The sequence below is a fragment of the Streptomyces odontomachicola genome, assembly GCF_039605595.1.
In the GTDB taxonomy this organism is placed as follows: Bacteria; Actinomycetota; Actinomycetes; order Streptomycetales; family Streptomycetaceae; genus Streptomyces.
Map to the genome: position 1 here is coordinate 238,115 of NZ_JBCFOK010000009.1, position 23,641 is coordinate 261,755.

The window sequence follows — 23,641 nt, forward strand, 5'->3', positions numbered from 1 at the left end:
GCGCGCCACCCTCCGCCATGTTCCACGCTCGGCCTGCGGCATGATGCGCTGCTCTGTACGCGCAGTGATGAAAGATCAACGTGGTGTGATGGGCTAGACGATCTCGGACGAGACGATCCGTTGGCGTTTACGGAAAGGAACGAGCGCATATGCGCGAGATCCTCGGAAGGCGACGCATGACCCGGTCATCGCTGCGCGATGCGGCGCTCACCTGTGCCACCCGCTGGCAGTGGCCCGTCGTACCCGGCGCGGCCCTGGCGGCCTCCCCCGCATCCGCCGACGCACCGCAGCCGCAGTCCAAACGCCGTTCCCGCAAGGGGAGTCGGGGCGCGGGCTCGGCGGCGCCCCGACCGGCGGCGCCGGCCTGCTCCTGCCCCGATCCGGGGTGCGTGGTGCCGGGCGCCCACCCCTTCGACCCGGTGCTGCTCGCGGCGACCACCGACGCGCGGATGGTGCGCTGGTGGTGGACCAACAGGCCGCAGGCGCCGGTGATCCTGGCCACCGGCGGCAGCGCGCCGTGCGCCCTCAGCCTGCCGGCGGTGGCGGGCGCGCGGGCACTGGCCGAATTCGACCGGCTCGGCGTGCGCACGGGCCCGGTCGTGGCGACGCCGACCCGCTTCTCGCTGCTCGTCGCGCCGTACCGTCTTGAGGAGCTCGGCGACCTCCTCTACGCCTGCGACTGGGTGCCCAGCTCGCTGCGCTTCCACGGCACCGGCGGCTACGTCGCGCTGCCGCCCTCGCAGACGGGTCCCGGACAGGTCCGCTGGGAGCGGCAGCCGGCCGTGAGCCGCGAGACCGGCGGGAAGCCCTTCCTGCCGCGCATGGAGAGCCTGTTGGAGACCCTGGTCGAGGCCAGCGCGACCGCGCCCGACCCGGAGACCCTCAGCTACTGAACGCCCCCGCTCCCGGGGGCGCGGGGGCGCACCGCGATGCTGCGGTGCGCCTCGCTCGTACGGGTGGAGACCGCCGGAGTTGTACGGGAAACGGGCGGTGGTGTGCGCGGAACGCGGCGTTCCTGCCGATAGGTTCGCCCCACTCCGTCCCCCTCGCGCACTCGCGCGCCTTCCGCTCCCCGAGGGTCCCGCCATGCCCCAGCCGCAGCAGCCCCCTTCCCCAACGGCGACCGGTTCCAGGATCCGGCTGATCGCCCTCTCCGGGGCCGTCGTGCTCGCCGTCGCGCTGCCGCTGGCCGCCGCCGTAGCAGGACCCTCCTCGCCGACGTCCCCGTCCTCCGACGCGGCGCGCTCTCCCCGCCCCTCGCCGGCGCCCTCCTCCACCAGGCCGCTGCTCGCCGCGGGCGGCCCCGAGGCGCCGCACGGCCACCACGAGCCGGGCAAGGGGGACGCGGGGAAGAACGGCGCCGACCCCGGCGAGCTGCTCTCGGACGTGGGCTCGCAGTTGCCCGACGGCGTCGCGGGCGACGGTCGCCCCGTGACCTCCTGCGGTCCCGAACTCACCGCTCCCCAGGGCGTGCAGGCGCAGACCTGCGTGCTCAGCGAGGGCGGCAGGACATGGGCGCGCGCGTACTACAGGAACGCCACCGACGACCCGCTGCACGCCGTCCTCACGCTGATGCGCCCCGACGGCCACACCCTCCAGGCGTACTGCGAGCTGCCGGTCAGCGGCGGGCCCGGCACCTGCGAGACGCCGCGCAGGACGACGGTGGGCGGGGGCGTGCTCTCGCCGGACAAGGGAAAGCCGGGGTATTCCGCGGTGCTGGAGATCGCGGACCGGGATCAGGAGAAGATGCTGCTGCGGGTGGGCAGCAACTCCAAGAGCGCGGGAAATGGCGGGGGCGCGGGAAGTAACGCGGTCAACCACCGGCAGCGCTGAGGAAGTTGGACGGGAGTATAGGCTTCCGGCCATGAAGAAACCCGGTCGCTGGCGACGGGGGATGCACCAGCGACCGGGCACTTAGAAAGGTAACAAGAGATCTGCCGTTCGCAAATTCGATCGCGCAGATCCGGACGCCGATTCTCTTGCCAGAGAGGCAAGTTGGCGACCCCGTGTGACCGGGGTCACCGCCTTGATTCTCCACAGAAACGTTGCCGAATCGCCCGATAACGCTCAGCTCAGCGTCACCTGTCGGTTGGTGAGACCACTGCGCGCCCTGCGCTCGTCGGCGGTAAGCGGCGCGGCTGATTCCAGGGCCTCGGCGAGCCGCTCGGCGAAGGCCGCCGCGGGCTTCTCGCACTCCTCCGCCGTCATTTCGCTCGGCAGGTCCCACACCGGAACGGTCAGGCCGTGCGCCCGGAACGAGCCCACCAGGCGGGTCTCGCCGCCCAGCGAGGAGGCCCCGGACGCGTGCAGCCTGGCCAGCGCGTCGAGCAGCTTCTCCTCGGGGTGGTCCATCACCCACCGCAGGTGGTTCTTCTCCGGCGTCTCGCACCAGTAGGCGCCGCTCACCCCGGAGAGCCTGGCGGTCGGAACAGCGGCCGAATTCGCACGCTCCAGGGAGGCCGCGACCTCGCCCGTCGCCTGCTCCGCGTCCTCCAGCCAGAACTCGAAGCCGCTGTGCACGTCCGGCACCAGCGGCGCCTGCGGGTCCAGCAGGTCCTGGAGCCGCGGCCCGTCGGGCGCGGGGCGCCCGGCGTCCACCGGGTTGCCCGGCGCGGTCTCCAGCGCGCGCTGGAGGGTGTTCGCGAGGTCGCGGCTGATGTCGCCGGACGGGGTGTCGTTCTGGATGCCGAGCAGCACCTCGCCGCTGTCCCTGCGCAGCGCGGGCCACGCCATCGGCAGCACCGTGGCGAGGGTCACCGAGGGCACGCCCTCCGGCAGCCCGTCCTTGAGGGTGAGCTCGGCGGTCGCTGCGGGCACCAGCTCCCGCATCGCGACCCAGTCGCACTCGCCGGGCAGTCCCTCGAAGGGACGGTGCACCAGCTCGGTGACGGCGTGCGCGGCGGCCCGGCCGTGACATGCCTTGTACCGGCGGCCCGAGCCGCACGGGCAGGGCTCCCGCGCCCCGACGACGGGCACCTCGCCGTCGGTGTACTGCGGTGCGGCGGCCTTGGTCTGGGGACGGCGCTTCTTGGCCATGGCGTGCGGCTCTCCCGGTGTGCGGGGCGAGTTGCCCTCGGTTGCATAGGTCTCGCCGTGAGCGTAGTCGCTGCGCGGGCGCTCTCCCGCGCCGCGACGGGATCCGCGTGTATCAGGGGGCCGACACCGTGACCCGGGCCCCGTACGCCGTTACGTGGCGACCGCCCGCTGCCGCGGGGTGCTCAGCGCGGCGTTCAGCGGGGCGTTCAGCGGGCGCTCAGCGAGGTGCTCAGCGCAGGTCCAGGTCCTCCACCGCTGCCAGGTCGAAGGGGAGGCGGGCCGGCGAGTGCAGGGTGCCGGTGAGGTCCGTGCCGTTCGCGTGCTCGGGCCCCGCGGGGGCCAGCACCGCCCAGACCGTCACGCCCTTGGTGTCCGTACCGGGATCGGCCGCGCCGAACTGCCGTACGTCACGGACGTCTTCCTCCACGCCCCACTCACGGGCGAGCGCCGTGATGATGGCGAGCCCCCGGCCGCCGCGCGCGGTGACCGAGGGTGTGGCCGGAAGCGGACGGGTCGGGCCGCCGCCGTCCGTGACCGAAATCCTTAGACCGCCGTTTGTCTCGCGCCGCCATGTGGCCCGTATTGACCGGTCGTCGCTCAACGGGCGCGCATGTCTGCACGAATTGCTGAGCAGTTCCGACAGAATCAGAACGGCGTCGTCGACGAGCGCCTCCGGGGCGCCGGCGGAGAGCAGCTCCCCGCGCATCCTGCGCCGTGCCTCTCCCACACCGGCCGGACCATGGGGCACGGCCATGGTCGATGAAGCAGGCACCTCCTGTGCCACCACCAACGCCACCCCCGAGACCTCCTTTGCCCCACGCCAGGGGATGAATGCCCCAGGGACATGGAAGGGAAACCGGCCATGCACGGTCTCTTGACGCACTCGCAACGATCGACTGCGAACCGAATGCGCCGGTGCACCCCAGGTATGTGCGCTACGCGTCTCCGTATCGCACACGCGTGAAGTGCCAAGGAAAAGGGGCTCATTCGGGCAGCATTGTCAGAACGGCCCGCCCGGCCCCCGGCCCTGATCCTCCTGACCCTGGTCCTCCCCGCCCCCCGACATCCGCTCCCGCACCCGCCGCGGCCTGTTGGTGATCACCGCGTCCACCCCCAGCCGCAGGCACAGGTCGATGTCCTCGGGCTCGTTCACCGTCCATACGTGCACCTCGTGACCTGCCCGGTGCGCGCGCTCCACATACTCGGGGTGGGCCCGCAGAATCCGGATTCCGGGCCCTGCCACGCTCACACCCGCCGGCAGCCGCCCCTCGCGGTGCCTGGGGAGCAGGAGCTGCATCAGAAACACCGTCGGAATGTCCGGCGCCGCCAGCTGCACCCGGCGCAGCGACCGTGCGGAGAAACTCATGATCCGTACGGGTGTGTGGCGGGACGGCAGCTCGTACTTCCGCAGCAGCGCGAGCAGGCGTTCCTCGACCCGGCCCGCCCAGCGCGTCGGGTGCTTCGTCTCGATGGCCAGGCCGACGGGCCGCGGGGCCTCGGCGACCAGCCGGAGCAGCCGCTCAAGGGTCAGTACGGAGGTGCGCTCGGGATCGCCGGGACCGCCCGCGTCGTGTTCGAGGTCCGGGGACTCGTACGGGTCGGCGTCCGGCCACTCCTTCCAGGAGCCGAAGTCCAGCGCCGCCAACTCGGCGAGTTCCAGCGCCGATACGGCACCGTGCCCGTTGGACGTGCGGTCCACCCTGCGGTCGTGCACGCAGACCAGATGGCCGTCGGCCGTGAGCCGTACGTCGCACTCCAGGGTGTCGGCGCCGTCCTCGATGGCCTTGCGGTAGGCGCTGAGGGTGTGCTCGGGAGCGTCGTCGGAGGCGCCGCGGTGCGCGATGACGGCGGCGCGTCCCGCTGGGGCGGTCTCCGACCCGGCGCGGATCTCATAGCTCACCGGGTTATCGTGCCACCGGGCCCCGGATGGACGCTCCCGAGAGCCACAGCGGATGCGGCCGTTCTGCACGGCATAAAGGATGGCTGCCCACGGACGCACGGCGGTTTACGCCCGTCTGACAGGCCATGGGGGAGGCTGTACATGCGAACCCGACTACATGAACGCCTGTCCCTGCCGTGTCGTGTACCTGAGGAGAGAGTTGTGAGCACCGAGAACGAGGGCGCTGCCGCCAATCCGGCGACACCGGAGGAGCCCACGTCGCCTGCGGTGCCGGAGTCCGGTGCGTCGGACGAGCGGGCGCGGGAGTCGCAGCGGGAGCCGCAGCAGCAGTCGCAGGCGCAGTCGCACGTGCCGCAGTCGGACGAGCCGCAGGAGCCTTCGCGGACCGGCTCCGGTCCCGGTCCCGACCTCGGCAAGCAGACGCCCGGTACGCCTCCGCCGCCTCCGCAGGAGCCGCCGCATCAGCCCGGTGCGGGTGCGGGCGCCGGTGCGGGTGCCGGCGCTGGGGAGACTGCGCAGTGGGGCGCGTTCGGCTCGGGTCCCGCCGGTCCCGCCGGCCCCGGGCCCGGTCCCGGCGGTCCGTACGGGCACGGTGGTCCGTACGGCGGTGGCCCCGGTGGCCCCGGCGTGCCGCACGACCCGTGGGCCGCGCCGCCGCCCGGGCCGCAGCCCCGGCGCGGCCGCCGCGGCGGGCTGGTCGCGGCCGCGGTCGTGGTGGCCTTGGTCGCGGGCGGCATCGGCGGCGGCGTCGGCTATCTCGCGGCCGAGCGCGGCGACGGCGGCAGCACCACCATCTCCGCCGGCGGCTCCGACCCCCAGGCGCTCAACCGCTCCCCCAAGTCCGTCTCCGGCATAGCGGCGAAGGCGCTGCCCAGCGTCGTCACCATCAAGAGCGCGGGCAGCAGCGAGGAGGGCACAGGCACCGGCTTCGTCTACGACAAGCAGGGCCACATCGTCACGAACAACCACGTCGTCGCCGGCGCCTCGAACGGCGGACGGCTGACCGCCACCTTCTCCGACGGCAAGAAGTACGACGCCGAGGTGGTCGGCAAGGCCCAGGGCTACGACATCGCCGTGATCAAGCTCAAGAACCCGGACGGCCACAAGCTGGACCCGCTGCCGCTCGGCAAGTCCGACAACGTGCGGGTCGGCGACGCCACGATCGCCATCGGCGCCCCGTACGGCCTGTCCGGCACGGTCACCACCGGCATCGTCAGCGCCAAGAACCGCCCCGTGGCCTCCAGCGACGGCCAGGGCGCCAGCGCCTCGTACATGAACGCGCTGCAGACCGACGCCTCCATCAACCCCGGCAACTCCGGCGGCCCCCTGCTGAACTCCCAGGGCGCGGTCATCGGCGTCAACTCCGCGATCCAGTCGGCCGGCGGCGACACCCTCGGACAGTCCCAGTCCGGCAGCATCGGCCTGGGCTTCGCCATCCCGGTGAGCCAGGCGCAGCGGGTCGCGGCCCAGCTGATCAAGACCGGTACGCCGGTGTATCCGGTCATCGGCGCCACGGTGACCATGGAGGAGAAGGGGCAGGGCGCCACGATCGCGCAGACCGGGCAGGGCGGCAGCGAGCCGGTCACCCGCGGCGGTCCGGCGGACAAGGCCGGCCTCAAGCCGGGCGACGTGATCACCAAGCTGGACGACACGACGATCGACAGCGGCCCGACCCTGATCGGCACGATCTGGACCCACCAGCCGGGCGACAAGGTCAAGTTGACCTACCAGCGCGGCGGCGAGGAGCACACCACCGACGTCACGCTGGGCGCCCGCAAGGGCGACCAGTGATCCGAACCGTTCCCGCACCAGCCGCCACAGCAGCTAGGCTGTCCCCGCGTCACTCCGCGAGTGACGCGGGGAGGTGTGCCCGAGCGGCCTAAGGGAACGGTCTTGAAAACCGTCGTGGTGTCAAAACCACCGTGGGTTCAAATCCCACCGCCTCCGCCGAGGCCAGCGAACCAGCAGGTCAGCAGGGCCGCCCCTCTGGGAGGGGCGGCCCTTCGGCGTTCACGGTGTCTCACCCCGTTCCGCGTCTATCCCGGCTTTGACCAGTGCGTGTGGGCCATCTGTGGGCCAGGATCGGCGCTCAGCTCTCCGCCTCCAGCTCCTTCGCAATGAGCTGGTTGGAGCGGGACTGGTTGCCCCGGAGGATCTTGGCGTAGAAGCGGAACAGCACCGCGATGCTGTGGCCCGCACGCCGCGCTACCTCTACGGGGTCCACTCCCGCCTTGATCCACAGGGAGACTCCGGCGGCTCGCGCTGAGTACGGCACGTCGGCAAGAGGTGTGGCTGCCTCTTCCTTCGTCAGTACCTTGCTCCGGGCCTCGTCCCAGAGGTCGCAATACTCGTTCGAAGTGACGCGGCCCCCGTTGGCTCCCCGGAAAAGGCGGCCGTCCGACGCTGTGCCGTACCGGGCGATGTGCGCTCGCAGCATGCGCACCAGGACCGGCGGGATGGGAACGGAGCGGGTGGCGCCGCGCGCTCGCCGCTTCAGGCCCCGGGTGTCGTACGACGAGCCGTCGTCGGTCCACCCGCCGCCCACCTCCGGACGGCTCTCCCCGAGCAGCAACTCCCCCCATTCGTCTGCCGATTCCTCGTCGTCCGGCGGCAGGAGGCAGTCGGCTTCCTTCAACGAGGCGGCTTCCGCCGGCCGCATCGCGGCGTAGTACAGGCAGCCGAAGAAGGCTTCCAGGTGCTCACCGCGGGGCCCTATCGCGCGCACGGCGGCGATGAGCGAGCGGGCAAGCTCAGGGCCGGGGACCCAGCGGAAGTCGATCTCGTCGTCGACCTCCGGCGGAGTCCAGTCGATGCGGCGCAGAGGGTTGGTGGACAGGAGTCCCTTCTCCTCGACCGTGTAGCGCAGGAAGTTGCTGAGGACCATGCGCTTCCTGCGGGCGGTGTTCTCCGCAGCGGGCTTGCCGTTCTTCAGCAGCGACAGGGCGTCGAGCGCAGGCCGCAGCAGCTCGGGCTGCTCCAGCGCGTTGACCTTCATGGAGTTCTCCGCGAGCCACGTCAGGGCGGCACGGATGTCGGCCGGCGGTTCTTCGGCCTGGTGGCGGGGGACGAGTTCGCCGGACTCCTGCCTGACCGCGCGGAACGCCCACTGGTAGAGAGCGTCCCGCATCACCTGGCGGTCCGGCGCCCCACGGGTGCTTGTGACCAGCGTCGGCACCACGATGGCGAGCGCTTCGGCGATCCCCGCCCGGTGCTTGGCGGCATGGCGCGGCCACTTCATCAGCACGTACGCGGTCGCATGCTCGAACCAGGTGGGGGAGCTGAGCGCAGCCAGCTCCTTCGCGGGGAGGCCGGACTCCTCGTCGAACTGCTCGCCTTCCCGCAGAGCAGTCATCAGCTCAGAACGGCGCCCGTCGGCTTGAGGCTTGAGCTTGTAGCTCCTCGAATGCGAGCGCTCACCGACGCGCCAGCGCAGTTCCCACGGCTTCGGCCTGCCGCTCCTCTTCCGAATCGTCCAGACGTCAACGTCGTACGTGAGCATGCCTCTCCTAGAGAAGGGGGGGGGCCGGGCGGCGGGCGCCGCGCGGGGGGGTTTGGGTGTTTGTGTTGGGGGGGGCGGGGGGCGCCCCCGGCCCCCCCCACCGCCCCCGCGGGTGGGGTGCACGGCGGGTGGGGGGTGGGGGGGGTGGGGGTGTGTTGTGGGGGGGGCCGCGGGGGGGCTCGGGATTGCCCCCGCCGGGCCCGCCGGGTCCCCAGCCCCCCCGGCCGGGGGGGGGGCCGCGCCCCCCCCTGTCGGGGGCGCCGGCGGGGTCGGGCGGCACACCGGGGGGGGGCCGGGCGGGACTTCCACACCCCGCCCGGCCCCCGGCCGTTGTCATGAGCGAACGCGCACGAGCAAACGCCGGCGCGCATACGCGGCCGCTACTCCGCCGCGTTGATCAGCGCCCGCGCCTCGTCCACGTCCTGCCCGATCCGCACGAGCAGCGCGTCGAGGGAGTCGAACTTCTCCTGGCCCCGGATGTACGCGAGGAAGTCCACCGCCGCGTGCATCCCGTACAGATCGAGGCCCACGCGGTCGATGGCGTACGCCTCGACGGTGCGGTCCGTGCCGTCGAACTGCGGGTTCGTGCCCACCGAGACGGCGGCCGGCATGGCCTCGCTCGCCGCGGCGCCCTCGCCGGTGTCCCACACCGTCAGCCAGCCCGCGTACACGCCGTCGGCAGGGACCGCGGTGTGCGGCAGGGTCTCCACGTTCGCGGTGGGGAAGCCCAGTTCGCGGCCGCGCTGCGCGCCGCGCACCACGGTGCCCTCGACCCGGTGCGGCCGCCCCAGCACCTCGGCGACGCCGGTCATGTCGCCCGCCGACACCAGCCGCCTGGCCAGCGTGGAGGAGAAGGGCTCGCCGTCCCCGGCCTGGCCACGCTCGTACAGGTCGACCACGATCACGTCGTAGTCGTACGTCTCCCCCTGCTCGGCGAGGAAGGCGACGTCGCCCGCGGCCTTGTGCCCGAAGCGGAAGTTGGGGCCCTCCACGACGCTGCGCGCGTGCAGCTTGTCGACCAGCACCTTCACCACGAAGTCGGCCGGCGACAGCTTCGAGAACTCCTCCGTGAACGGCAGCACCAGCACCGCGTCCACGCCCAGCTCGCCCATCAGCTCGGCGCGCCGCTGGTGTGAGGCCAGCAGGGGTGGGTGGCTGCCGGGCCGTACGACCTCGCTCGGGTGCGGGTCGAAGGTGACGACCACTGCCGGTACGCCCAGTTCGCGGGCCCGCTGCACCGTCCTGCCGATGATGAGCTGGTGCCCGCGGTGCACCCCGTCGTACGAGCCGATGGTGACGACGCTGCGCCCCCACCCCTCCGGGATGTCCTCCAAGCCACGCCAGCGCTGCACGTCTGCTCCTCGCCGATGCCGATATTCGCCGGTCCAAGGGTGCCATGCCGCGGCGCCGCGCTCTGCACGGACCCGGGGTGCGCCGACCCGTACGCCGCCCCCGGCCCGCCACGGAGGTGACCGCTAGCCGCGCCCCTCCCCCGGCACCGCCCCGGCCAGGTTCTCGCACATGCGCCGGGCGCTCGGGCCGACCACCGCGGTCCACTCGTCCGGCGCGCTCTCGGTCCATTCGCGCATCGCACCCGCGAAGCCCGGCACCTCGCGCGCGAGCCCCACCAGCCGCCGGTCGAAGAACGCGGCGCCCTCGGCCGTACGCGTCATCAGCAGCCCGATCCGGCGCACGAGCTCCCCCTCTCCGACGCCCTCCGGTTCCCGCCGCACGGCGGCGGACAGGGCCGCGTCCAGTACGGAGGGTTCGCGCTCGGTCGCGAGCAGCGTCTCCAGCAGTTCGTCGCGCAGCGCGCCGGCGCCGCCGCCCAGCGCCCCCGCCAGCCCGGCGCGCAGCTCGGCGTGGCGGCCGTTGAGCAGGTCGGACACCAGCGGATGCAGCACGGCGCGCGCGGTGGCCCCGTGCGCGAGCCTGCGCCGCAGGTAACCGGCGACGGCCTCGCCCGCGGTGTCCGGGCTCAGCTCCGCGTACTCGCGCACCAGCAGGGCCGCGCGCCGCGCTATCGCGGGCGTGCGCACCTCGGCGAGCACCCGCAGCACCTCGCGGGCCGCGCGGTCGTCCCCCTCCCCCGGTCCCGCGCTCCGCGCACAGCCGTGCAGCCGCGCCTGGAACGCGCCGAGCACCGCCTCGGGGTGAGTCGCGAGCGCGGCGCCGAGCGCCCCTGCGAGCTCCCGCGTGCCGCCCGCGGTGAACTCCCGTACGGCGGCGTCCAGATACCCGTTCCTGCTCTCCGGGTCCCGCACCAGCACCGCGAGCGCCGAACCGCGCAGCGGGCCGCCGTGCCGCAGCAGGGCGAGCGCCGCGTTCCGCAGCAGCGCGCGGTCGGCGTCCGTGGCCACGTGCCGGGCCGTACGCACGCCGAACGCCGCGGCGGCCGCCCGCCGTTCGCCCTGCGCGTCGTGCGCCCACCGGTCGACGGCGCGGCTCATCGCGGAGGGCTCGTCGTGCGCGAGCTCGGCCAGCAGCTCGTCGGCGCGCGGGTGCGCCGCCGCCACCAGCGCCTCGGTGAGCTCGTCGGGCGCCCGGCGCCGGTGCGTGTGCAGCAGCGCCTGCGCCGCCTCCGCGACGGTCGGCGCCCGGCAGCCGTCCCCCGCCTCCTCCCGCCACAGCGGCCGCAGGTCGCCCAGCCACCCGCAGAGCAGCGGCTGTACGAGGACGGGCTCGGCCGCCAGCAGGTCGCCCGCGGCGTCCAGGAAACGGTCACCGCGGCCGTCACCGCGCCCGCCCGCGCCGTCGGCGGGGAGCAGCCGCCGCAGGAGCTCCAGCCGGTCGGCGACGGGCAGCGGCAGACGCCGCCAGAACCACGGCCCGAACTCGCCCGGTATGCCCACGCATCGGCCCTCCCCGGCCCCGGCCGATGCGGCGAGCCGCTCGGCCAGCACCAGCAGGACCCGCCGGTACGGGCGCGCGTCCGGCACCCGCAGCAGGGTCTCCCCCAGCAGGTGGGCGGCCCACCACTCGGCCTCACCCTCCGGGCCCCCGGCGCCGGGGCCCTCGCCGCCCGGTCCCTCGTCCACCGGGCCCTCACCGCCCGCGCTCCCGCCGCGCGCGCCCTCACCACCCGGGGCCTCACCACCCGGGGCCTCACCGCCCGCGTCCTCACCGCTCGGGATCCCACCCCCCGCTCCCGCGCCGCACACCCGGGCCAGCGACCGCAGCCGCCGCTCCAGTTCCTCCGCGCCCTCGCGCCGTCCGCAGATCAGCAGGGCCTGCACCACGGGTCCGATCCGGTGCCGGGGCACCTCGGCGCCCGCGCGGCCCGCCACCCGCTCGTGCACCAGCGAGTCCAGCGCGGCGTCCAGCTCCAGGTGCTGCCCCTGCAACCAGTCGGCGAACTCCTCGTCGGCGAAGCGGTACCCCTCCCCCGCGGGCACCAGCAGTCCCTCGGCCAGCGCCGCCGAGGCCCAGCCGCCGGCCCACGGGAAGACCTCCTCGAACGCCGCCCTGCTCAACTGCCCCTCGCCGGGCCCGAGACAGCGCCGCGCGGCCTCGTGCACCTGCCCCGCGACCCGCGCGGCCAGCCGCCGCACCGCGCCGGCCCGGGTGACCGGCTGCCCCGTCGCCGCGAGCCGCACCGCGATCCGCAGGCAGGCGAGGTCGAGATGCGCGGAGAACACCTCCGTACGAGACGGCGGGGCAGCAGCATCCGCCTCGTCCACGCCATCGGCCGCCGGACCCGCGCCGACCGACCCCACACCGCACGGACCCCCGCCGTCAGCCCCCTCCCGCACCTCCGACAGCATCCGCAGCACCAGCGGATGCCCCGCGTCGGCCGGGCTCAACTCGCCCTCGGCCAGGCCGTACTGGCCGCGCGCCCGCGCCGCCTGCCCCGGGAGCAGATCGCCCATCCGCACGCACGGCGGCAGCAGCCCCGCGCCGTCCAGCTCGCCCCCGGCCGCCCCGTACAGCATGTCCCGCGGGAACAGCGCGCCCGCCAGCTCCCAGAACTCCGGCCTGCACGCGAGCGCCAGCCGCGCCCCCGCTGCGCGCAGCCAGCTCGCGGTGCCAGCGGCCCAGCGGCGCAATGCGTCAGGGGTACGGTGCGGGATCTCCTCGGGGGCGTCCACGAGCACCAGCAAGGGGCGCCCGGCGTCCCGCGCGAGCCGGGCGACCACGTCGGGGTTCACCTCGCGCGGATCACCGACAAGGGCGGCAGTCCTGACCCCCGCAGGCCCCTCGGCAGCCCCCTCGGCGGGCGCTCCCTCCGCCGGCTCGCCGCCCGACGCGGCCACCACCCGCCCGGCCTCCTCCAGGGCCCGCGCGACCGCGTCCCGTACGCCGTCGTCCCCCGCGCACAGGTCGGCGCCGCGCAGCCACACCGTCGGCGCGGGCTCGGCGCCGCGCGCCCGCCGCGCGGCCAGCGACGCCAGCTCCGTCGTACGGCCCGTCCCCGGCTCTCCGACCAGCGCGGCCACCGAGGCTCCGCTCGCGCCGAAGTCCCGCAGCGCGTCCGCCACTTCGGGGCGCGGCACGGGCCGCCCGGCCCGCTCGACGGCGCCGGCCACCGAGGTCGCGGTGAGCTGGAGCGCTCCGGCGAGGTTCAGGTCGGCGCCGAATCCGGGGACGGTCGCCCCGTTGCGCGCAAACGGCCCCGCCAGCGGCCCGTCCGGCTCCCACAGCGCCGCGGCCCGCAGCGGCACCGCATACCCGGCCCCGCCACCGCCCCCGGCGCGCTCCCCACGCTCCGCCCGCTCCCCCCGCTCCGCATGCAGCGCCGTGCCCAGCACGCCCAGCACCGCGCCGCTCTCCGCGTCCAGCACGGGGGTGCCCGACGCCGTCCTGCTGAGCCGGAGCTGGACCGCGAGCGCCTGGGGCAGCGCCAGCTCCAGTACGTCCTCCAGCGGGTGGTAGCGCTCCGTCGAGGTGTAGGTGACGCGGGCCGTGCCGGCCAGCCGCGCGTCCAGCCACTCGCCCTCCCACAGCCGCACCGGCGTACCCCCTGGCCGCGCCCGCTCGGCGCCCAGCACCAGCGGCTCGGGGCACAGCCCCTCCGTACGCAGCACCGCCAGGTCCCAGCCGGGCAGCACGGTGATGTCGCTGGCCTCGGCCAGCCAGGAGAGCACGCCCTCGCGGGGCCCCTCGGCGCCGTACGCCCCGTCCTGACCCGTACGCCCGTCGGCCCCCGACGCGGGAGCGGGCGCGTGCACGACGGCACGGCTCAGTCCGTCCACCGCCTCATGACTGGTGATCACGGTGCCCGCCGAGTCGGCGAAGAAGCCCATCCCGCGCGCTCTGCCCGCCAGGTCGCAGATCCGTACCAGCGTGGGCTCCCCACGCACCGCCCTCATCGACGCAACCCTCCGTGCCCGTACCGCCCTCAGACGGTACGGCGGAGTTGATCAGCGGGGACAGCCCGTCGGACGAACGCGCCCCCGTCCGCGCCCGGTCCTCACTCCGAGCGCCTGCACGATGGGGTGAAACCGCGTCACCTCCTGGACAGACACATCAACGCGAGGAGGGGAGCCGTGGGGCACGTCCTGCGTCCGTCCCACGGCGCACAGGTGAAGAGCCCGGGTGCCGCGCGGCAATCACCGCACGGCACCCGGGCTCTCAGCTCTCCGGGACTCTCAGCTCTCGGGGAATCGGCCTCCGCTCGGGGAGCGCAGCCTCCGCACCGCTCAGGCGAAGACGGCGAGGCTCCTGGCCTTGCCCTGCTTCTCCTCCACCAGCGCGAGGAAGCGGTCCTCGGGGCCGAAGACGGCCACCGGGCCGTCCCCGACGGACGACGGCATGCGGAGCTGCACGCCGTTGCCCAGCAGCCGCGCGCGCTCCGCGTCCACGGTCCAGCGCGGGAACGCCGCGGCCGCCGCCTCGCCCAGCGGCAGCAGGGACACCCCGTCGCCGTCGGCCTCGGCCTGGAGCTGCTCCAGCGTGCGCGCCTGGTCCAGCTTGTACGGGCCGACCCGGGTGCGCCGCAGCGCCGTCAGATGGCCGCCGGTGCCCAGCGCCCCGCCCACGTCCCGCGCGAGCGCCCGTACGTAGGTGCCCGAGGAGCACACGACGGATACCAGCAGGTCGGTGACCTGCGTACCGTCCTCGGCCGTCTCCTCGCGCACGTCGTGCACGGCGAACGAGGACACCGTCACCGGGCGCGGCTCGGGCTCCACGTCCTCGCCCTCGCGCACCCGCTTGTAGGAGCGCACCCCGTCGATCTTCACGGCGCTGACCTTGGAGGGCGCCTGCATGATGTCGCCGGTCTGCTCCGCGACCGCCGCGTCGACGGCCGCGCGGTCAAGGCCCGAGGCGCCGCGGCTGGCGGTGAGCTCGCCCTCCGCGTCCTCGGTGACCGTGTCCTGCCCGAGCCGGATCGTCGCGACGTACTCCTTCTCGGTCAGCGCGAGGTGGCCGAGCAGCCGTGTCGCCTTCTCGACGCCGATGACCAGCACGCCGGTGGCCATCGGGTCCAGCGTCCCGGCGTGCCCGACCCTGCGGGTGCGGGCCATGCCGCGCAGCTTGGCGACCACGTCGTGCGAGGTGAACCCGGCGGGCTTGTCGACGATGAGCAGCCCGCCGGGGCCGTTGTCCTTCTTCTTCGCCACGGGTCAGGCGTCCCCGCCGCGCGTCTCCCCGGACTGCCCGGACTCCCCGGACTGCTCCGAGTCCTCCGCGGCCTCGCCCTCCTCGTCCTCGGCGGGCTTGCGGTACGGGTCGGAGCCCGCCGCGTAGTCCGCGCCGGACGACGCCTTGCGCACCTCCTCGTCCGAGGCGCGCGCCTTGGCGAGCAGGTCGTCGATGGTCCTGGCGTTCTCGGGCAGCGCGTCCGGTACGAAGGTGAGGCTCGGGGTGTGCTTCACCCCTGCCGCGGCCCCCACGGCGGAACGGAGCACGCCCTTGGCGCTCTCCAGCCCCGCGGCGGCCGCGGTCCGCTCCTCGTCGTCGCCGTAGACCGTGTAGAAGACCGTCGCCTCCCGCAGGTCGCCGGTGACCCGGGTGTCCGTGATGGTCACGTGCGAGCCGACCCGGGGATCCTTGATCCCCCGGTGCAGCTTCTCCGCGACCACCTCACGGATGAGGTCCGCCAGCCTCTTGGCCCGTGCGTTGTCGGCCACTGGTCCGCTCCTTGCTCCATGCCATAGCGGGCCGTCCTCCGCGAGGAGGCCCTATTCGTCTTCGTCGGTGTGGAACCGCCGCCGCACCGACAGCAGCTCCACCTCGGGCCGGGCGGCCACCAGCCGCTCGCACCGGTCCAGTACATCGGTCACATGCCCCGGGTTCCCGGAAACCGCCGCGAGTCCGATGGTGGCGCGGCGGTACAGATCCTGCTCGCCGGTCTCCGCCACGCTCACCGCGTACTTCCGCTGGAGCTCGGCGACAATCGGGCGCACGACGGACCTCTTCTGCTTGAGCGAATGGACGTCGCCCAGGAGCAGGTCGAAGGAAAGAGTCCCTACATACACCCGGAGATCGTACGAGAGACGGCCGGGGCCGATCGACGGAGTTTTCCCCCTCCGCCGACCGGCCCCGGCCGGGTGCTGGATCAGCCGCGCGGCTTCTCCCGCATCTCGTACGTGGCGATCGTGTCGTCGATCTTGATGTCGTTGTAGCTGCCGAGGTTGATACCGCCCTCGAAGCCCTCACGGATCTCGGTCACGTCGTCCTTGAAGCGGCGCAGGCCCTCGATGTTGAGGTTCTCCGCCACGACCTTGCCGTCCCGGATGAGGCGGGCCTTGGTGTTCCGCTTGACCTCGCCGGAGCGGATCATGACACCGGCGATGTTGCCGAGCTTGGAGGAGCGGAAGATCTCGCGGATCTCGGCGGTGCCGAGCTCCACCTCCTCGTACTCCGGCTTCAGCATGCCCTTCAGTGCCGCCTCGATCTCCTCGATGACCTGGTAGATCACCGAGTAGTAGCGGACGTCCACGCCCTCGCGCTCGGCCATCTGCGTCGCGCGCCCCTCGGCGCGGACGTTGAAGCCGATGACGATGGCGTCCGAGCCGGTCGCCAGGTCGATGTCGGTCTCGGTGACCGCACCCACACCGCGGTGCAGGATGCGCAGGTCGACCTCTTCGCCGACGTCGAGCTGCATCAGCGAGGACTCCAGCGCCTCGACCGAGCCGGACGCGTCGCCCTTGATGATGAGGTTGAGCTGCTGCACCTCGCCGGCCTTGAGCACCTTGTCCAGGTCCTCCAGCGAGACCCGGCGGGTCCGCTTGGCGAACGCGGCGTTGCGCTCACGCGCGGCGCGCTTCTCGGCGATCTGACGGGCCGTACGGTCCTCGTCCACCACCAGGAAGTTGTCGCCGGCGCCCGGGACGTTGGTGAGACCCAGCACCAGGACGGGGGTCGAGGGACCCGCCTCCTTGATGTTCTCGCCCTTGTCGTCGAGCATCGCGCGGACCCTGCCGTAGGCGTCGCCCACGACCATGGTGTCGCCGACCCTGAGCGTGCCGCGCTGGACCAGCACGGTCGCCACGGCGCCGCGCCCGCGGTCGAGGTGGGCCTCGATCGCGATGCCCTGCGCGTCCTGCTCCGGGTTGGCCCGCAGGTCGAGCGCCGCGTCCGCGGTGAGGACCACGGCCTCCAGCACGGACTCGATGTTCTCGCCCTGCTTCGCGGAGATGTCGACGAACATCGTGTCGCCGCCGTACTCCTCAGCGACCAGGCCGTACTCGGTCAGCTGACCGCGCACCTTGGTCGGGTCGGCGCCCTCGACGTCGATCTTGTTGACCGCGACCACGATCGGGACCTCGGCCGCCTTGGCGTGGTTCAGCGCCTCGACCGTCTGCGGCATGACGCCGTCGTTGGCCGCGACCACCAGGATCGCGATGTCGGTCGACTTGGCACCGCGCGCACGCATGGCGGTGAAGGCCTCGTGACCCGGGGTGTCGATGAAGGTGAGCTTGCGCTCCTCGCCGTTCACCTCGGTCGCGGCCTGGTACGCACCGATGTGCTGGGTGATGCCGCCGGCCTCACCCTCGATGACGTTGGTCTTGCGGATCGCGTCCAGCAGGCGGGTCTTGCCGTGGTCGACGTGACCCATGACGGTCACGACCGGGGGCCGCGGCATGAGGGCCTGCTCGCCGCCCTCGTTCTCGCCGAACTCGATGTCGAAGGACTCGAGCAGCTCCTTGTCCTCCTCCTCGGGGCTGACGATCTGAACCGAGTAGTTCATCTCGTCGCCGAGCAGGTGGAGCGTCTCGTCGGAGACCGACTGGGTCGCGGTGACCATCTCGCCCAGGTTGAACATGACCTGGACCAGCGACGCCGGGTTGGCGTTGATCTTCTCGGCGAAGTCGGTGAGCGAGGCACCGCGGGAGAGGCGCACGACCTCGCCCTTGCCGCGCGGCAGCATCACGCCGCCGACCGACGGCGCCTGCATCTGCTCGTACTCCTGGCGCCTCTGCCGCTTCGACTTGCGGCCACGGCGGGCCGGACCGCCGGGACGGCCGAACGCGCCCTGCGTGCCGCCGCGGCCACCGGGACCGCCGGGACGACCGCCGAATCCGGGACGGCCGCCACCGCCGCCGCCCGGACGGCCGGCGAAGCCGCCGCCGCCACCGGGACGGCCACCGCCGCCACCGCCGGGACGGCCCTGGAAGCCGCCGCCACCGGGACGACCGCCGCCGCCGGGACGGCCACCGCCGCCGGGACGACCGCCGCCGCCACCGCCGGGACCGGGGCGCGGGCCCGCGGCCGGACGCTGCGGCATCATGCCCGGGTTCGGGCGGTTGCCGCCGCCGGGGCGCGGACCGCCCTGGCCCTGGCCCTGACCCTGGCCGCCGCCCTGCGGACGCGGCATGTTGCCCGGGGACGGACGACCGCCGCCCGGCGCCTGCGGACGCGGGCCGCCCTGGCCCTGACCGCCCTGGCCCTGGCCGCCGCCCTGCTGCGGACCCGGCTTCGGGCCCTGGCCCGGCTTCGGCGCACCGCCCGGCTTGGGCGACTGCGGGCGCGCCATGCCGGTCGAACCGCCGGAGGTGAAGGGGTTGTTACCGGGGCGCGGGCCCTGCCCGCGGCCGCCCGGCTTGGGCGCCTGACCCGGCTTCGGGGCCTGGCCGCCGCGGCCGCCCTGGCCCTGGCCGCCCTGGCCCTGACCCTGGCCGCCCTGCTGCTGCGGACCCGGCTTGGGGCCCTGGCCGCCCGGCTTCGGCGCACCCGGCTTCGGGGCCTGCTGCCCCGGCTTGGGGGCCTGGCCCGGCTTCGGCGCGGCCTCGGAGGAGGCGGCCGGCGCGGTGAACTCGGGCTTCGCGGGGCCCGGCTTGGGCGCCTGCGGACCCGGCTTCGGCGCGGCCGGGGTCACCGGGCCGCCCTCCTCGCCGGAGTCGCCCTTGGCAGCCGGGGCCTCGGGGCCCGGCTTGGGAGTGGGTGCCTGGCCCGGCTTGGGAGCCTGGCCGGGCTTCGGGGCCTCCTGCCCCGGCTTCGGTGCCGCGCCGTCACCCGGCTTGGGTGCGGCGGGCTTGGCGGCGCTCTTCTTCGGCGCCGCGGGCTTGGCGGCGGACTTCTTGGCACCGTTGGTGCCGCCCGCCTCCAGCGCGTCGGTCAACTTGCGGACAACCGGCGCCTCGATCGTCGAGGACGCCGAACGGACGAATTCCCCAAGTTCCTGGAGCTTGGCCATGACGACCTTGCTCTCGACCCCAAGCTCCTTGGCGAGCTCGTATACCCGGACCTTAGCCACTTCGCTCCTTACGGCCCGGGGGATCGTCCGCCGGACCTTCGCTACTTATGCATGGGCGTACTCATCGCGTACTCATCGAGTGCTCATCGCAATCTCGACCTACTTCCGACTCGCGAGGTACCTGCTCTCCCGCACGGGGATTCCGAGCGGGCTGTCTTACGGTGTTGCCTGTCCGATCCGCTGCATGTGCTCGCGCAGCTCCACGGTGTCGAACGGCCCCGGGCCCCGGAAGGCCCGGTTGAACGCCCGACGGCGCACGGCCTGCTCGACACAGGCCGCGTCGGGGTGCAGATACGCACCCCGGCCGGGCAGCGTACCGCGAAGATCGGGGACAATTCGCCCCCCGGTCAGCACTACCCGCAGCAGATCGCGTTTGCCCGAGCGTTCCCGGCACCCCACACACGTGCGCTCGGGGCATGCTCGGTCGCGCGTCCGGTCAGACACTGCTTAAGTCTACCTCCCCGAGCGCCCGAACCCCTTGGGGGGTAAGGGCCCTACCGGAATTTTCAGCCCTGTTCCGCGATGTGACCCTGCGCTCCTCCGGCGTCCGGCGCCGCGGCGTCCGCGGTGTCGGGGCGGATGTCGATCCGCCAGCCGGTCAGCCGCGCGGCCAGCCGGGCGTTCTGCCCTTCCTTCCCGATGGCCAGCGAGAGCTGGTAGTCGGGAACGGTCACGCGCGCCGAACGGGCGGCCAGGTCGATGATCTCGACCTCGCTGACCCGGGCCGGCGAGAGCGCGTTGGCCACCAGCTCGGCCGGGTCCTCCGACCAGTCCACGATGTCGATCTTCTCGCCGTTGAGCTCGGCCATCACGTTGCGCACCCGGCCGCCCATCGGGCCGATGCACGCGCCCTTGGCGTTGAGGCCCGAACGCGCCGAGCGCACCGCGATCTTGGTGCGGTGGCCGGCCTCGCGGGCGATCGCGGAGATCTCGACCGAACCGTCGGCGATCTCCGGGACCTCCAGCTCGAAGAGCTTCTTGACCAGATTCGGGTGGGTGCGCGAGAGCGTCACGGACGGACCGCGCACGCCCTTCACCACCCGCACCACGTAGGTGCGCAGGCGGGTGCCGTGCTTGTACTCCTCACCCGGGACCTGCTCCTGCGGGGGCAGGATGGCCTCCAGGCGGCCGATGTCCACCAGCACGCTCTTGGGGTCCTTGCCCTGCTGCACCTGGCCCGCGACGATGTCGCCCTCGCGGCCCTGGTACTCGCCGAAGGTGACCTCCTCCTCGGCGTCCCGCAGGCGCTGCAGGATGACCTGCTTCGCGGTGGTGGCCGCGATCCGGCCGAAACCGGTCGGGGTGTCGTCGAACTCGCGCGGCTCCGCGCCCTCTTCGAGGTCCTCGCGGCCCTCCCTGGCCCACACCGTCACGTGACCGGTCTTGCGGTCCAGCTCGACCCGCGCGTCGCGGTGGCTGCCGTCGGTGCGGTGGTATGCGATCAGGAGGGCCGATTCGATCGCCTCGACCAGAAGATCGAGGGAGATCTCCTTCTCCCTTACCAGCCCGCGCAGGGCGGTCATGTCGATGTCCACGGCTACGCCTCCTTCGTGCTCTCGTCATCGGCGGCCGCGGACTCGTCGCGCTGCGCCTGCTGCGCGGCCTTCGGGTTGAACTCGATCTCCACGCGCGCCTTCGCGATCCCGCCGAACGGGAGGCGGCGCCGCGTGGGCTTGCGCCCCTTGACCCCGGGCACCTCGAGGTCGAGTCCCTCGTCGTCCACCGACACGATGCGGGCGGTCAGCTCGCCGCCGCCCTCCTCCTCGGTGAGCTGCGCCTTCATCAGCCGCCCGACGGCGCGGCGGTAGTGCCGCTGCTCGGTGAGCGGGCGCTCGGCGCCGGGAGAGGTCACCTCGAGCACGTACGGAGCGCCGCCCATGACGTCGGACTCGTCCAGCGCGGCGGACAGCTCGCGGCTGACCTCGGCGCAGGTGTCGAGCTGAACTCCCTCGTCGGAGTCGACGACGACGCGGAGAACTCGCCGCTTGCCTGCGGGGGTCACTTCGATCTCTTCGAGATCCAGCCCCCTCTCGCCGACAAGCGGTTCCAGCAGTCCGCGCAGCCTCTCGCTCTGGGTGGTGCTCATCCGGGTGACTCCTCGGCCGCGTGTGCTGTTGTAGGGGACCTGAAACTCGGGGGGCGGTGTCTGCGGGGGCGCAGGGCGCCGGGGCGTGCCCCGTCAAGACTATCGTCTGCCGCGGGCGCCGCCGACCAGACCGGGGTATCCGTCGCATGTGCCCGTGATGTGTGGGACGTACGGGTATGAGCGCAGGTCGGCTGGGGTGGCCCGTGGGGCGGCGCGCGGCCGCACCGGTACGCTCACCGGGCGGTGATCACCGCCACACGTGGACTTCGCTACGCCCGGGCTGAGCAGCCCGAGTTCAGGAGCTCAGCAGCATGCGACCGTCGCCCGCACCGCCGCCGACGCCAGAGCGGGCAACGCCCGTGCCCGCCGCGTACGAGGGTCACGAGGGCGCCGACGCGGCGCACGGGACCGCGCGGCCGCGCCGCCGCTCGCTGTTCGCCGCCGCGGGTGCCGTGACCGCTCCGCTCCTGCTGGCCGGGTGCAGCGGCGGCGGGGACGCGGACGACGAGAGCTCCCCCGAGGCCGCGCGGATGAGGGAAGCAGCCGCCCGCCGCAGCCGCGCCCTGCTCGCCCGCTACGACGCGACGCTGGAGCGGCACGAAGGCCTGGCGGAGCGGCTGCGCCCGCTGCGCGCCGCGGTCGCCCAGCACGCCGGGGCCTTCGGCGGCCGTACGGAGAAGGGCGGCGCCAAGGGCGAGAAGCCGCCCGAGGTGCCGGAGGATCCGGACAAGGCGCTGGAGGCGCTGGTCAAGGCCGAGCGCGCCACAGCCGACGCGCACACCAAGGCGCTCGTGGACGCGCCGCCCGAGCTGGCGCGGCTGCTCGCCTCGGTGGCCGCGGCGGGCGCCGCGCACGGGTACCTGCTGGGCGAGGCGGGCCGGAGCGGGGACGGAGGAGAGGCGGCGTGAGCAGCGAACTCGATGCGGCCGAGGCCGCGTTGGCCGCCGAGCACGCGGCGGTGTACGGCTACGGCGTGGTCGGCGCGCGGGTGGAGAAGGACCGGGCAGGACAGGCGCGGGAGGGCTACGACGCGCACCGGGCACGCCGCGACGCGCTGCGCAGGATGGTGCGGGAGCTGGGCGGTGAGCCCGCGCCTGCGGCCGCCGCGTACGCGCTGCCCTTCGCGGTGCCCGACGGCGCGGCCGCGATGCGTCTGGCGGCCGAGCTGGAGGACCGGGTGGCCGTGGTGTACGCGGACCTCGTACGGGCCGGGAGCGCGCGTCACCGGCGGGACGCGGCGGCGGCGCTGCGCGAGGCGGCGGTCCGGTCGGTGCGGTGGAAGGGCGGCGGCGTAGCCTTCCCTGGGCTCACCGAACGAGGCGGCGCCGGCTCTCCGGGCCCGACCGGGTCGGGTACTCCGCGCACCGGCTCGTTCTGACCCGCACCCGTTCCCGACCCGCGCCCGCCTCGGCCCGCGGCCCCGACGACAGACCGCACGCCCCCTCACCGGAATCGGAAGCACCGCACGAACCCTCGCTGGGAAAGGCCCCGTTGACCGCATGACCTCCGCACTCTCCTCCGAACCCCCGCAGCGGCTCGTGCGCTCCCTGGGGGCGCTGGGGCGCCAGGCCGGCGCGGACGTGGCGCGCGCGGGCGACGACTGGCTGGGCGCGCTGCCCGGACTGCTGGAGCGGTCGCTGGAGCGCTGGGACCTGACCGCCGAGCGGTTGGTCTCGCCCGGCGGGCGCAGCAGCCTGGTCGCGCTGGTGCGGCAACCCGACGGCACCCAGGCCGCGCTGAAGCTGCTGGCGCCGGGCCTCGAACCGGCCGACGCCCGCGCACGGCGCGAGGCCGCGGCGCTGACCTGCTGGAACGGCTTCGGCGCCGCGCGGCTCCTGGATTCGGAGCCCGAGGACGGCGCGCTGCTGCTGGAGCGGCTGCACGGCGAGATGTCCCTGCGCTCGCTGCCCGAGGCGAAGGCGATGCTGGAGGCGGTCTCCGCGGCGCGGCGGCTGTGGGTGCCGCCGGGGGAGAACGCGGCCGAGCACATCGAGACGGTCGCCGGGCACACCGAGGCCGAGGCCGGCTTCATCCGCTCGGCCGCGCCCGAGGAGGCGCTGCCGCTGGTGGACGAGGCGCTGGAGCTGCGCGGCGCGCTGGTCGCCGACGAGCCCGAACGGGTGCTGCTGCACGGCGACTTCCGGCAGGGCGCGGTGCTCGCCGCCGACGCCGAGCGCGCGCGGTGGCTGACGGTGGGGCCCGAGCCGCTGGTGGGCGAGCGGGCCTTCGACCTGGCGAGACTCGTACGGGACAGACTGCACGACCTGGTGGCCTCGCCGGGCGGCCCGGCCGCGACCCGCCGCCGCCTCACCAAGCTCGCCGACTCGCTGGACGTGGACCGCGAGCGGCTGCGCGGCTGGACGCTGTACCGCGCGGTGGAGTCCGGCGTACGGCAGCTCGCGGGCGGAGCACAGCGGGACGGCGAGCTGCTGCTGGAGTTCGCGGGCTGGCTCTGAGGGGCGGCGCCGCACACCACGTACG

19 protein-coding genes and 1 tRNA gene are annotated in these 23,641 nt (G+C 73.9%); 7 read left to right on the forward strand and 13 right to left on the reverse strand.

Features of this window, described 5'->3' with window-relative positions; translation table 11 throughout:
• Positions 1–149 precede the first annotated feature (149 nt).
• Both ABEE00_RS18830 and ABEE00_RS18835 read left to right on the forward strand, forming a co-directional pair.
• Entirely contained in the window at positions 150–893 is a 744-nt protein-coding gene (locus ABEE00_RS18830) for a bifunctional DNA primase/polymerase (protein WP_345746690.1), read from the forward strand.
• Positions 894–1,086: 193 nt separating this feature from the next.
• On the forward strand, positions 1,087–1,833 hold the full coding sequence (locus ABEE00_RS18835) for a hypothetical protein (RefSeq protein WP_345746691.1): 747 nt from the start codon (positions 1,087–1,089) through the stop codon (positions 1,831–1,833).
• A gap of 234 nt (positions 1,834–2,067) precedes the next feature.
• Here ABEE00_RS18835 and ABEE00_RS18840 read toward each other — a convergent pair whose 3' ends face one another.
• The 3 genes from ABEE00_RS18840 to ABEE00_RS18850 form a co-directional block, all read right to left on the reverse strand.
• Complete coding sequence (locus ABEE00_RS18840; protein WP_345746692.1) at positions 2,068–3,036, reverse strand: DUF5926 family protein; 969 nt, start codon at positions 3,034–3,036, stop codon at positions 2,068–2,070.
• Positions 3,037–3,265: 229 nt separating this feature from the next.
• Positions 3,266–3,919: an ATP-binding protein gene (locus ABEE00_RS18845; protein ID WP_451918617.1), complete on the reverse strand. Its 654-nt coding sequence runs from the start codon at positions 3,917–3,919 to the stop codon at positions 3,266–3,268.
• Between the two features lie 117 nt (positions 3,920–4,036).
• On the reverse strand, positions 4,037–4,936 hold the full coding sequence (locus ABEE00_RS18850) for a glycerophosphodiester phosphodiesterase (RefSeq protein ID WP_345746694.1): 900 nt from the start codon (positions 4,934–4,936) through the stop codon (positions 4,037–4,039).
• Between the two features lie 201 nt (positions 4,937–5,137).
• Here ABEE00_RS18850 and ABEE00_RS18855 point away from each other — a divergent pair, with 201 nt between their 5' ends.
• Both ABEE00_RS18855 and ABEE00_RS18860 read left to right on the forward strand, forming a co-directional pair.
• A complete protein-coding gene (locus ABEE00_RS18855; protein ID WP_345746695.1) occupies positions 5,138–6,727 on the forward strand; it encodes a S1C family serine protease in 1,590 nt (529 codons plus the stop codon).
• A gap of 69 nt (positions 6,728–6,796) precedes the next feature.
• Positions 6,797–6,883 (forward strand) — tRNA-Ser (locus tag ABEE00_RS18860).
• A gap of 142 nt (positions 6,884–7,025) precedes the next feature.
• Here the strand turns inward: ABEE00_RS18860 and ABEE00_RS18865 are convergent.
• The 10 genes from ABEE00_RS18865 to rimP all read right to left on the reverse strand — a co-directional run bounded on the left by ABEE00_RS18865 (position 7,026) and on the right by rimP (position 21,160).
• Positions 7,026–8,435 (reverse strand): tyrosine-type recombinase/integrase, encoded by a 1,410-nt coding sequence (locus tag ABEE00_RS18865; RefSeq protein ID WP_345746696.1) that lies wholly within the window; start codon positions 8,433–8,435, stop codon positions 7,026–7,028.
• A gap of 380 nt (positions 8,436–8,815) precedes the next feature.
• Entirely contained in the window at positions 8,816–9,787 is a 972-nt protein-coding gene (locus ABEE00_RS18870; protein WP_345746697.1) for a bifunctional riboflavin kinase/FAD synthetase, read from the reverse strand.
• A 123-nt stretch (positions 9,788–9,910) separates the two neighbouring features.
• Positions 9,911–13,744 carry a trypsin-like peptidase domain-containing protein gene (locus tag ABEE00_RS18875; RefSeq protein ID WP_345746698.1) on the reverse strand — a complete coding sequence of 1,278 codons (3,834 nt, stop codon included), beginning with the start codon at positions 13,742–13,744 and terminating at the stop codon, positions 9,911–9,913.
• A gap of 330 nt (positions 13,745–14,074) precedes the next feature.
• Positions 14,075–14,995: a tRNA pseudouridine(55) synthase TruB gene (truB, locus tag ABEE00_RS18880; protein ID WP_345746699.1), complete on the reverse strand. Its 921-nt coding sequence runs from the start codon at positions 14,993–14,995 to the stop codon at positions 14,075–14,077.
• Positions 14,996–14,998: 3 nt separating this feature from the next.
• Positions 14,999–15,505, reverse strand: coding sequence for a 30S ribosome-binding factor RbfA (rbfA, locus tag ABEE00_RS18885; protein WP_345746700.1), 507 nt, complete (start codon positions 15,503–15,505; stop codon positions 14,999–15,001).
• 51 nt (positions 15,506–15,556) lie between these two features.
• Complete coding sequence (locus ABEE00_RS18890) at positions 15,557–15,853, reverse strand: DUF503 domain-containing protein (RefSeq protein WP_345746701.1); 297 nt, start codon at positions 15,851–15,853, stop codon at positions 15,557–15,559.
• Between the two features lie 80 nt (positions 15,854–15,933).
• On the reverse strand, positions 15,934–19,074 hold the full coding sequence (gene infB, locus ABEE00_RS18895) for a translation initiation factor IF-2 (RefSeq protein ID WP_345746702.1): 3,141 nt from the start codon (positions 19,072–19,074) through the stop codon (positions 15,934–15,936).
• Positions 19,075–19,230: 156 nt separating this feature from the next.
• Positions 19,231–19,518 (reverse strand): YlxR family protein, encoded by a 288-nt coding sequence (locus ABEE00_RS18900; protein ID WP_345746703.1) that lies wholly within the window; start codon positions 19,516–19,518, stop codon positions 19,231–19,233.
• A 62-nt stretch (positions 19,519–19,580) separates the two neighbouring features.
• Positions 19,581–20,609: a transcription termination factor NusA gene (nusA, locus tag ABEE00_RS18905; protein ID WP_345746704.1), complete on the reverse strand. Its 1,029-nt coding sequence runs from the start codon at positions 20,607–20,609 to the stop codon at positions 19,581–19,583.
• A gap of 2 nt (positions 20,610–20,611) precedes the next feature.
• The gene (gene rimP, locus ABEE00_RS18910) at positions 20,612–21,160 is read right to left on the reverse strand and encodes a ribosome maturation factor RimP (protein ID WP_345746705.1); all 549 of its coding nucleotides are present in this window, start codon (positions 21,158–21,160) and stop codon (positions 20,612–20,614) included.
• Positions 21,161–21,471: 311 nt separating this feature from the next.
• Between rimP and ABEE00_RS18915 the strand changes: the two genes are divergently transcribed.
• The 3 genes from ABEE00_RS18915 to ABEE00_RS18925 all read left to right on the forward strand — a co-directional run bounded on the left by ABEE00_RS18915 (position 21,472) and on the right by ABEE00_RS18925 (position 23,616).
• Positions 21,472–22,068: a hypothetical protein gene (locus ABEE00_RS18915; protein ID WP_345746706.1), complete on the forward strand. Its 597-nt coding sequence runs from the start codon at positions 21,472–21,474 to the stop codon at positions 22,066–22,068.
• Positions 22,065–22,538: a ferritin-like domain-containing protein gene (locus ABEE00_RS18920; protein WP_345746707.1), complete on the forward strand. Its 474-nt coding sequence runs from the start codon at positions 22,065–22,067 to the stop codon at positions 22,536–22,538. The genes ABEE00_RS18915 and ABEE00_RS18920 overlap by 4 nt, the downstream gene beginning before the upstream one ends.
• Before the next feature lie 121 nt (positions 22,539–22,659).
• Positions 22,660–23,616, forward strand: coding sequence for an aminoglycoside phosphotransferase family protein (locus ABEE00_RS18925; protein ID WP_345746708.1), 957 nt, complete (start codon positions 22,660–22,662; stop codon positions 23,614–23,616).
• The last annotated feature ends 25 nt before the right edge of the window (positions 23,617–23,641 follow it).

Bases quoted from the DNA above. Each gene is read 5' to 3' on its own strand.
- ABEE00_RS18835 (WP_345746691.1), top strand. From the start codon at position 1,087: ATGCCCCAGCCGCAGCAGCCCCCTTCCCCAACGGCGACCGGTTCCAGG.
- rimP (WP_345746705.1), bottom strand. From the start codon at position 21,160: ATGAGCACCACCCAGAGCGAGAGGCTGCGCGGACTGCTGGAACCGCTT.
- ABEE00_RS18840 (WP_345746692.1), bottom strand. From the start codon at position 3,036: ATGGCCAAGAAGCGCCGTCCCCAGACCAAGGCCGCCGCACCGCAGTAC.
- ABEE00_RS18875 (WP_345746698.1), bottom strand. From the start codon at position 13,744: ATGAGGGCGGTGCGTGGGGAGCCCACGCTGGTACGGATCTGCGACCTG.
- ABEE00_RS18830 (WP_345746690.1), top strand. From the start codon at position 150: ATGCGCGAGATCCTCGGAAGGCGACGCATGACCCGGTCATCGCTGCGC.
- ABEE00_RS18915 (WP_345746706.1), top strand. From the start codon at position 21,472: ATGCGACCGTCGCCCGCACCGCCGCCGACGCCAGAGCGGGCAACGCCC.
- ABEE00_RS18865 (WP_345746696.1), bottom strand. From the start codon at position 8,435: ATGCTCACGTACGACGTTGACGTCTGGACGATTCGGAAGAGGAGCGGC.
- ABEE00_RS18925 (WP_345746708.1), top strand. From the start codon at position 22,660: ATGACCTCCGCACTCTCCTCCGAACCCCCGCAGCGGCTCGTGCGCTCC.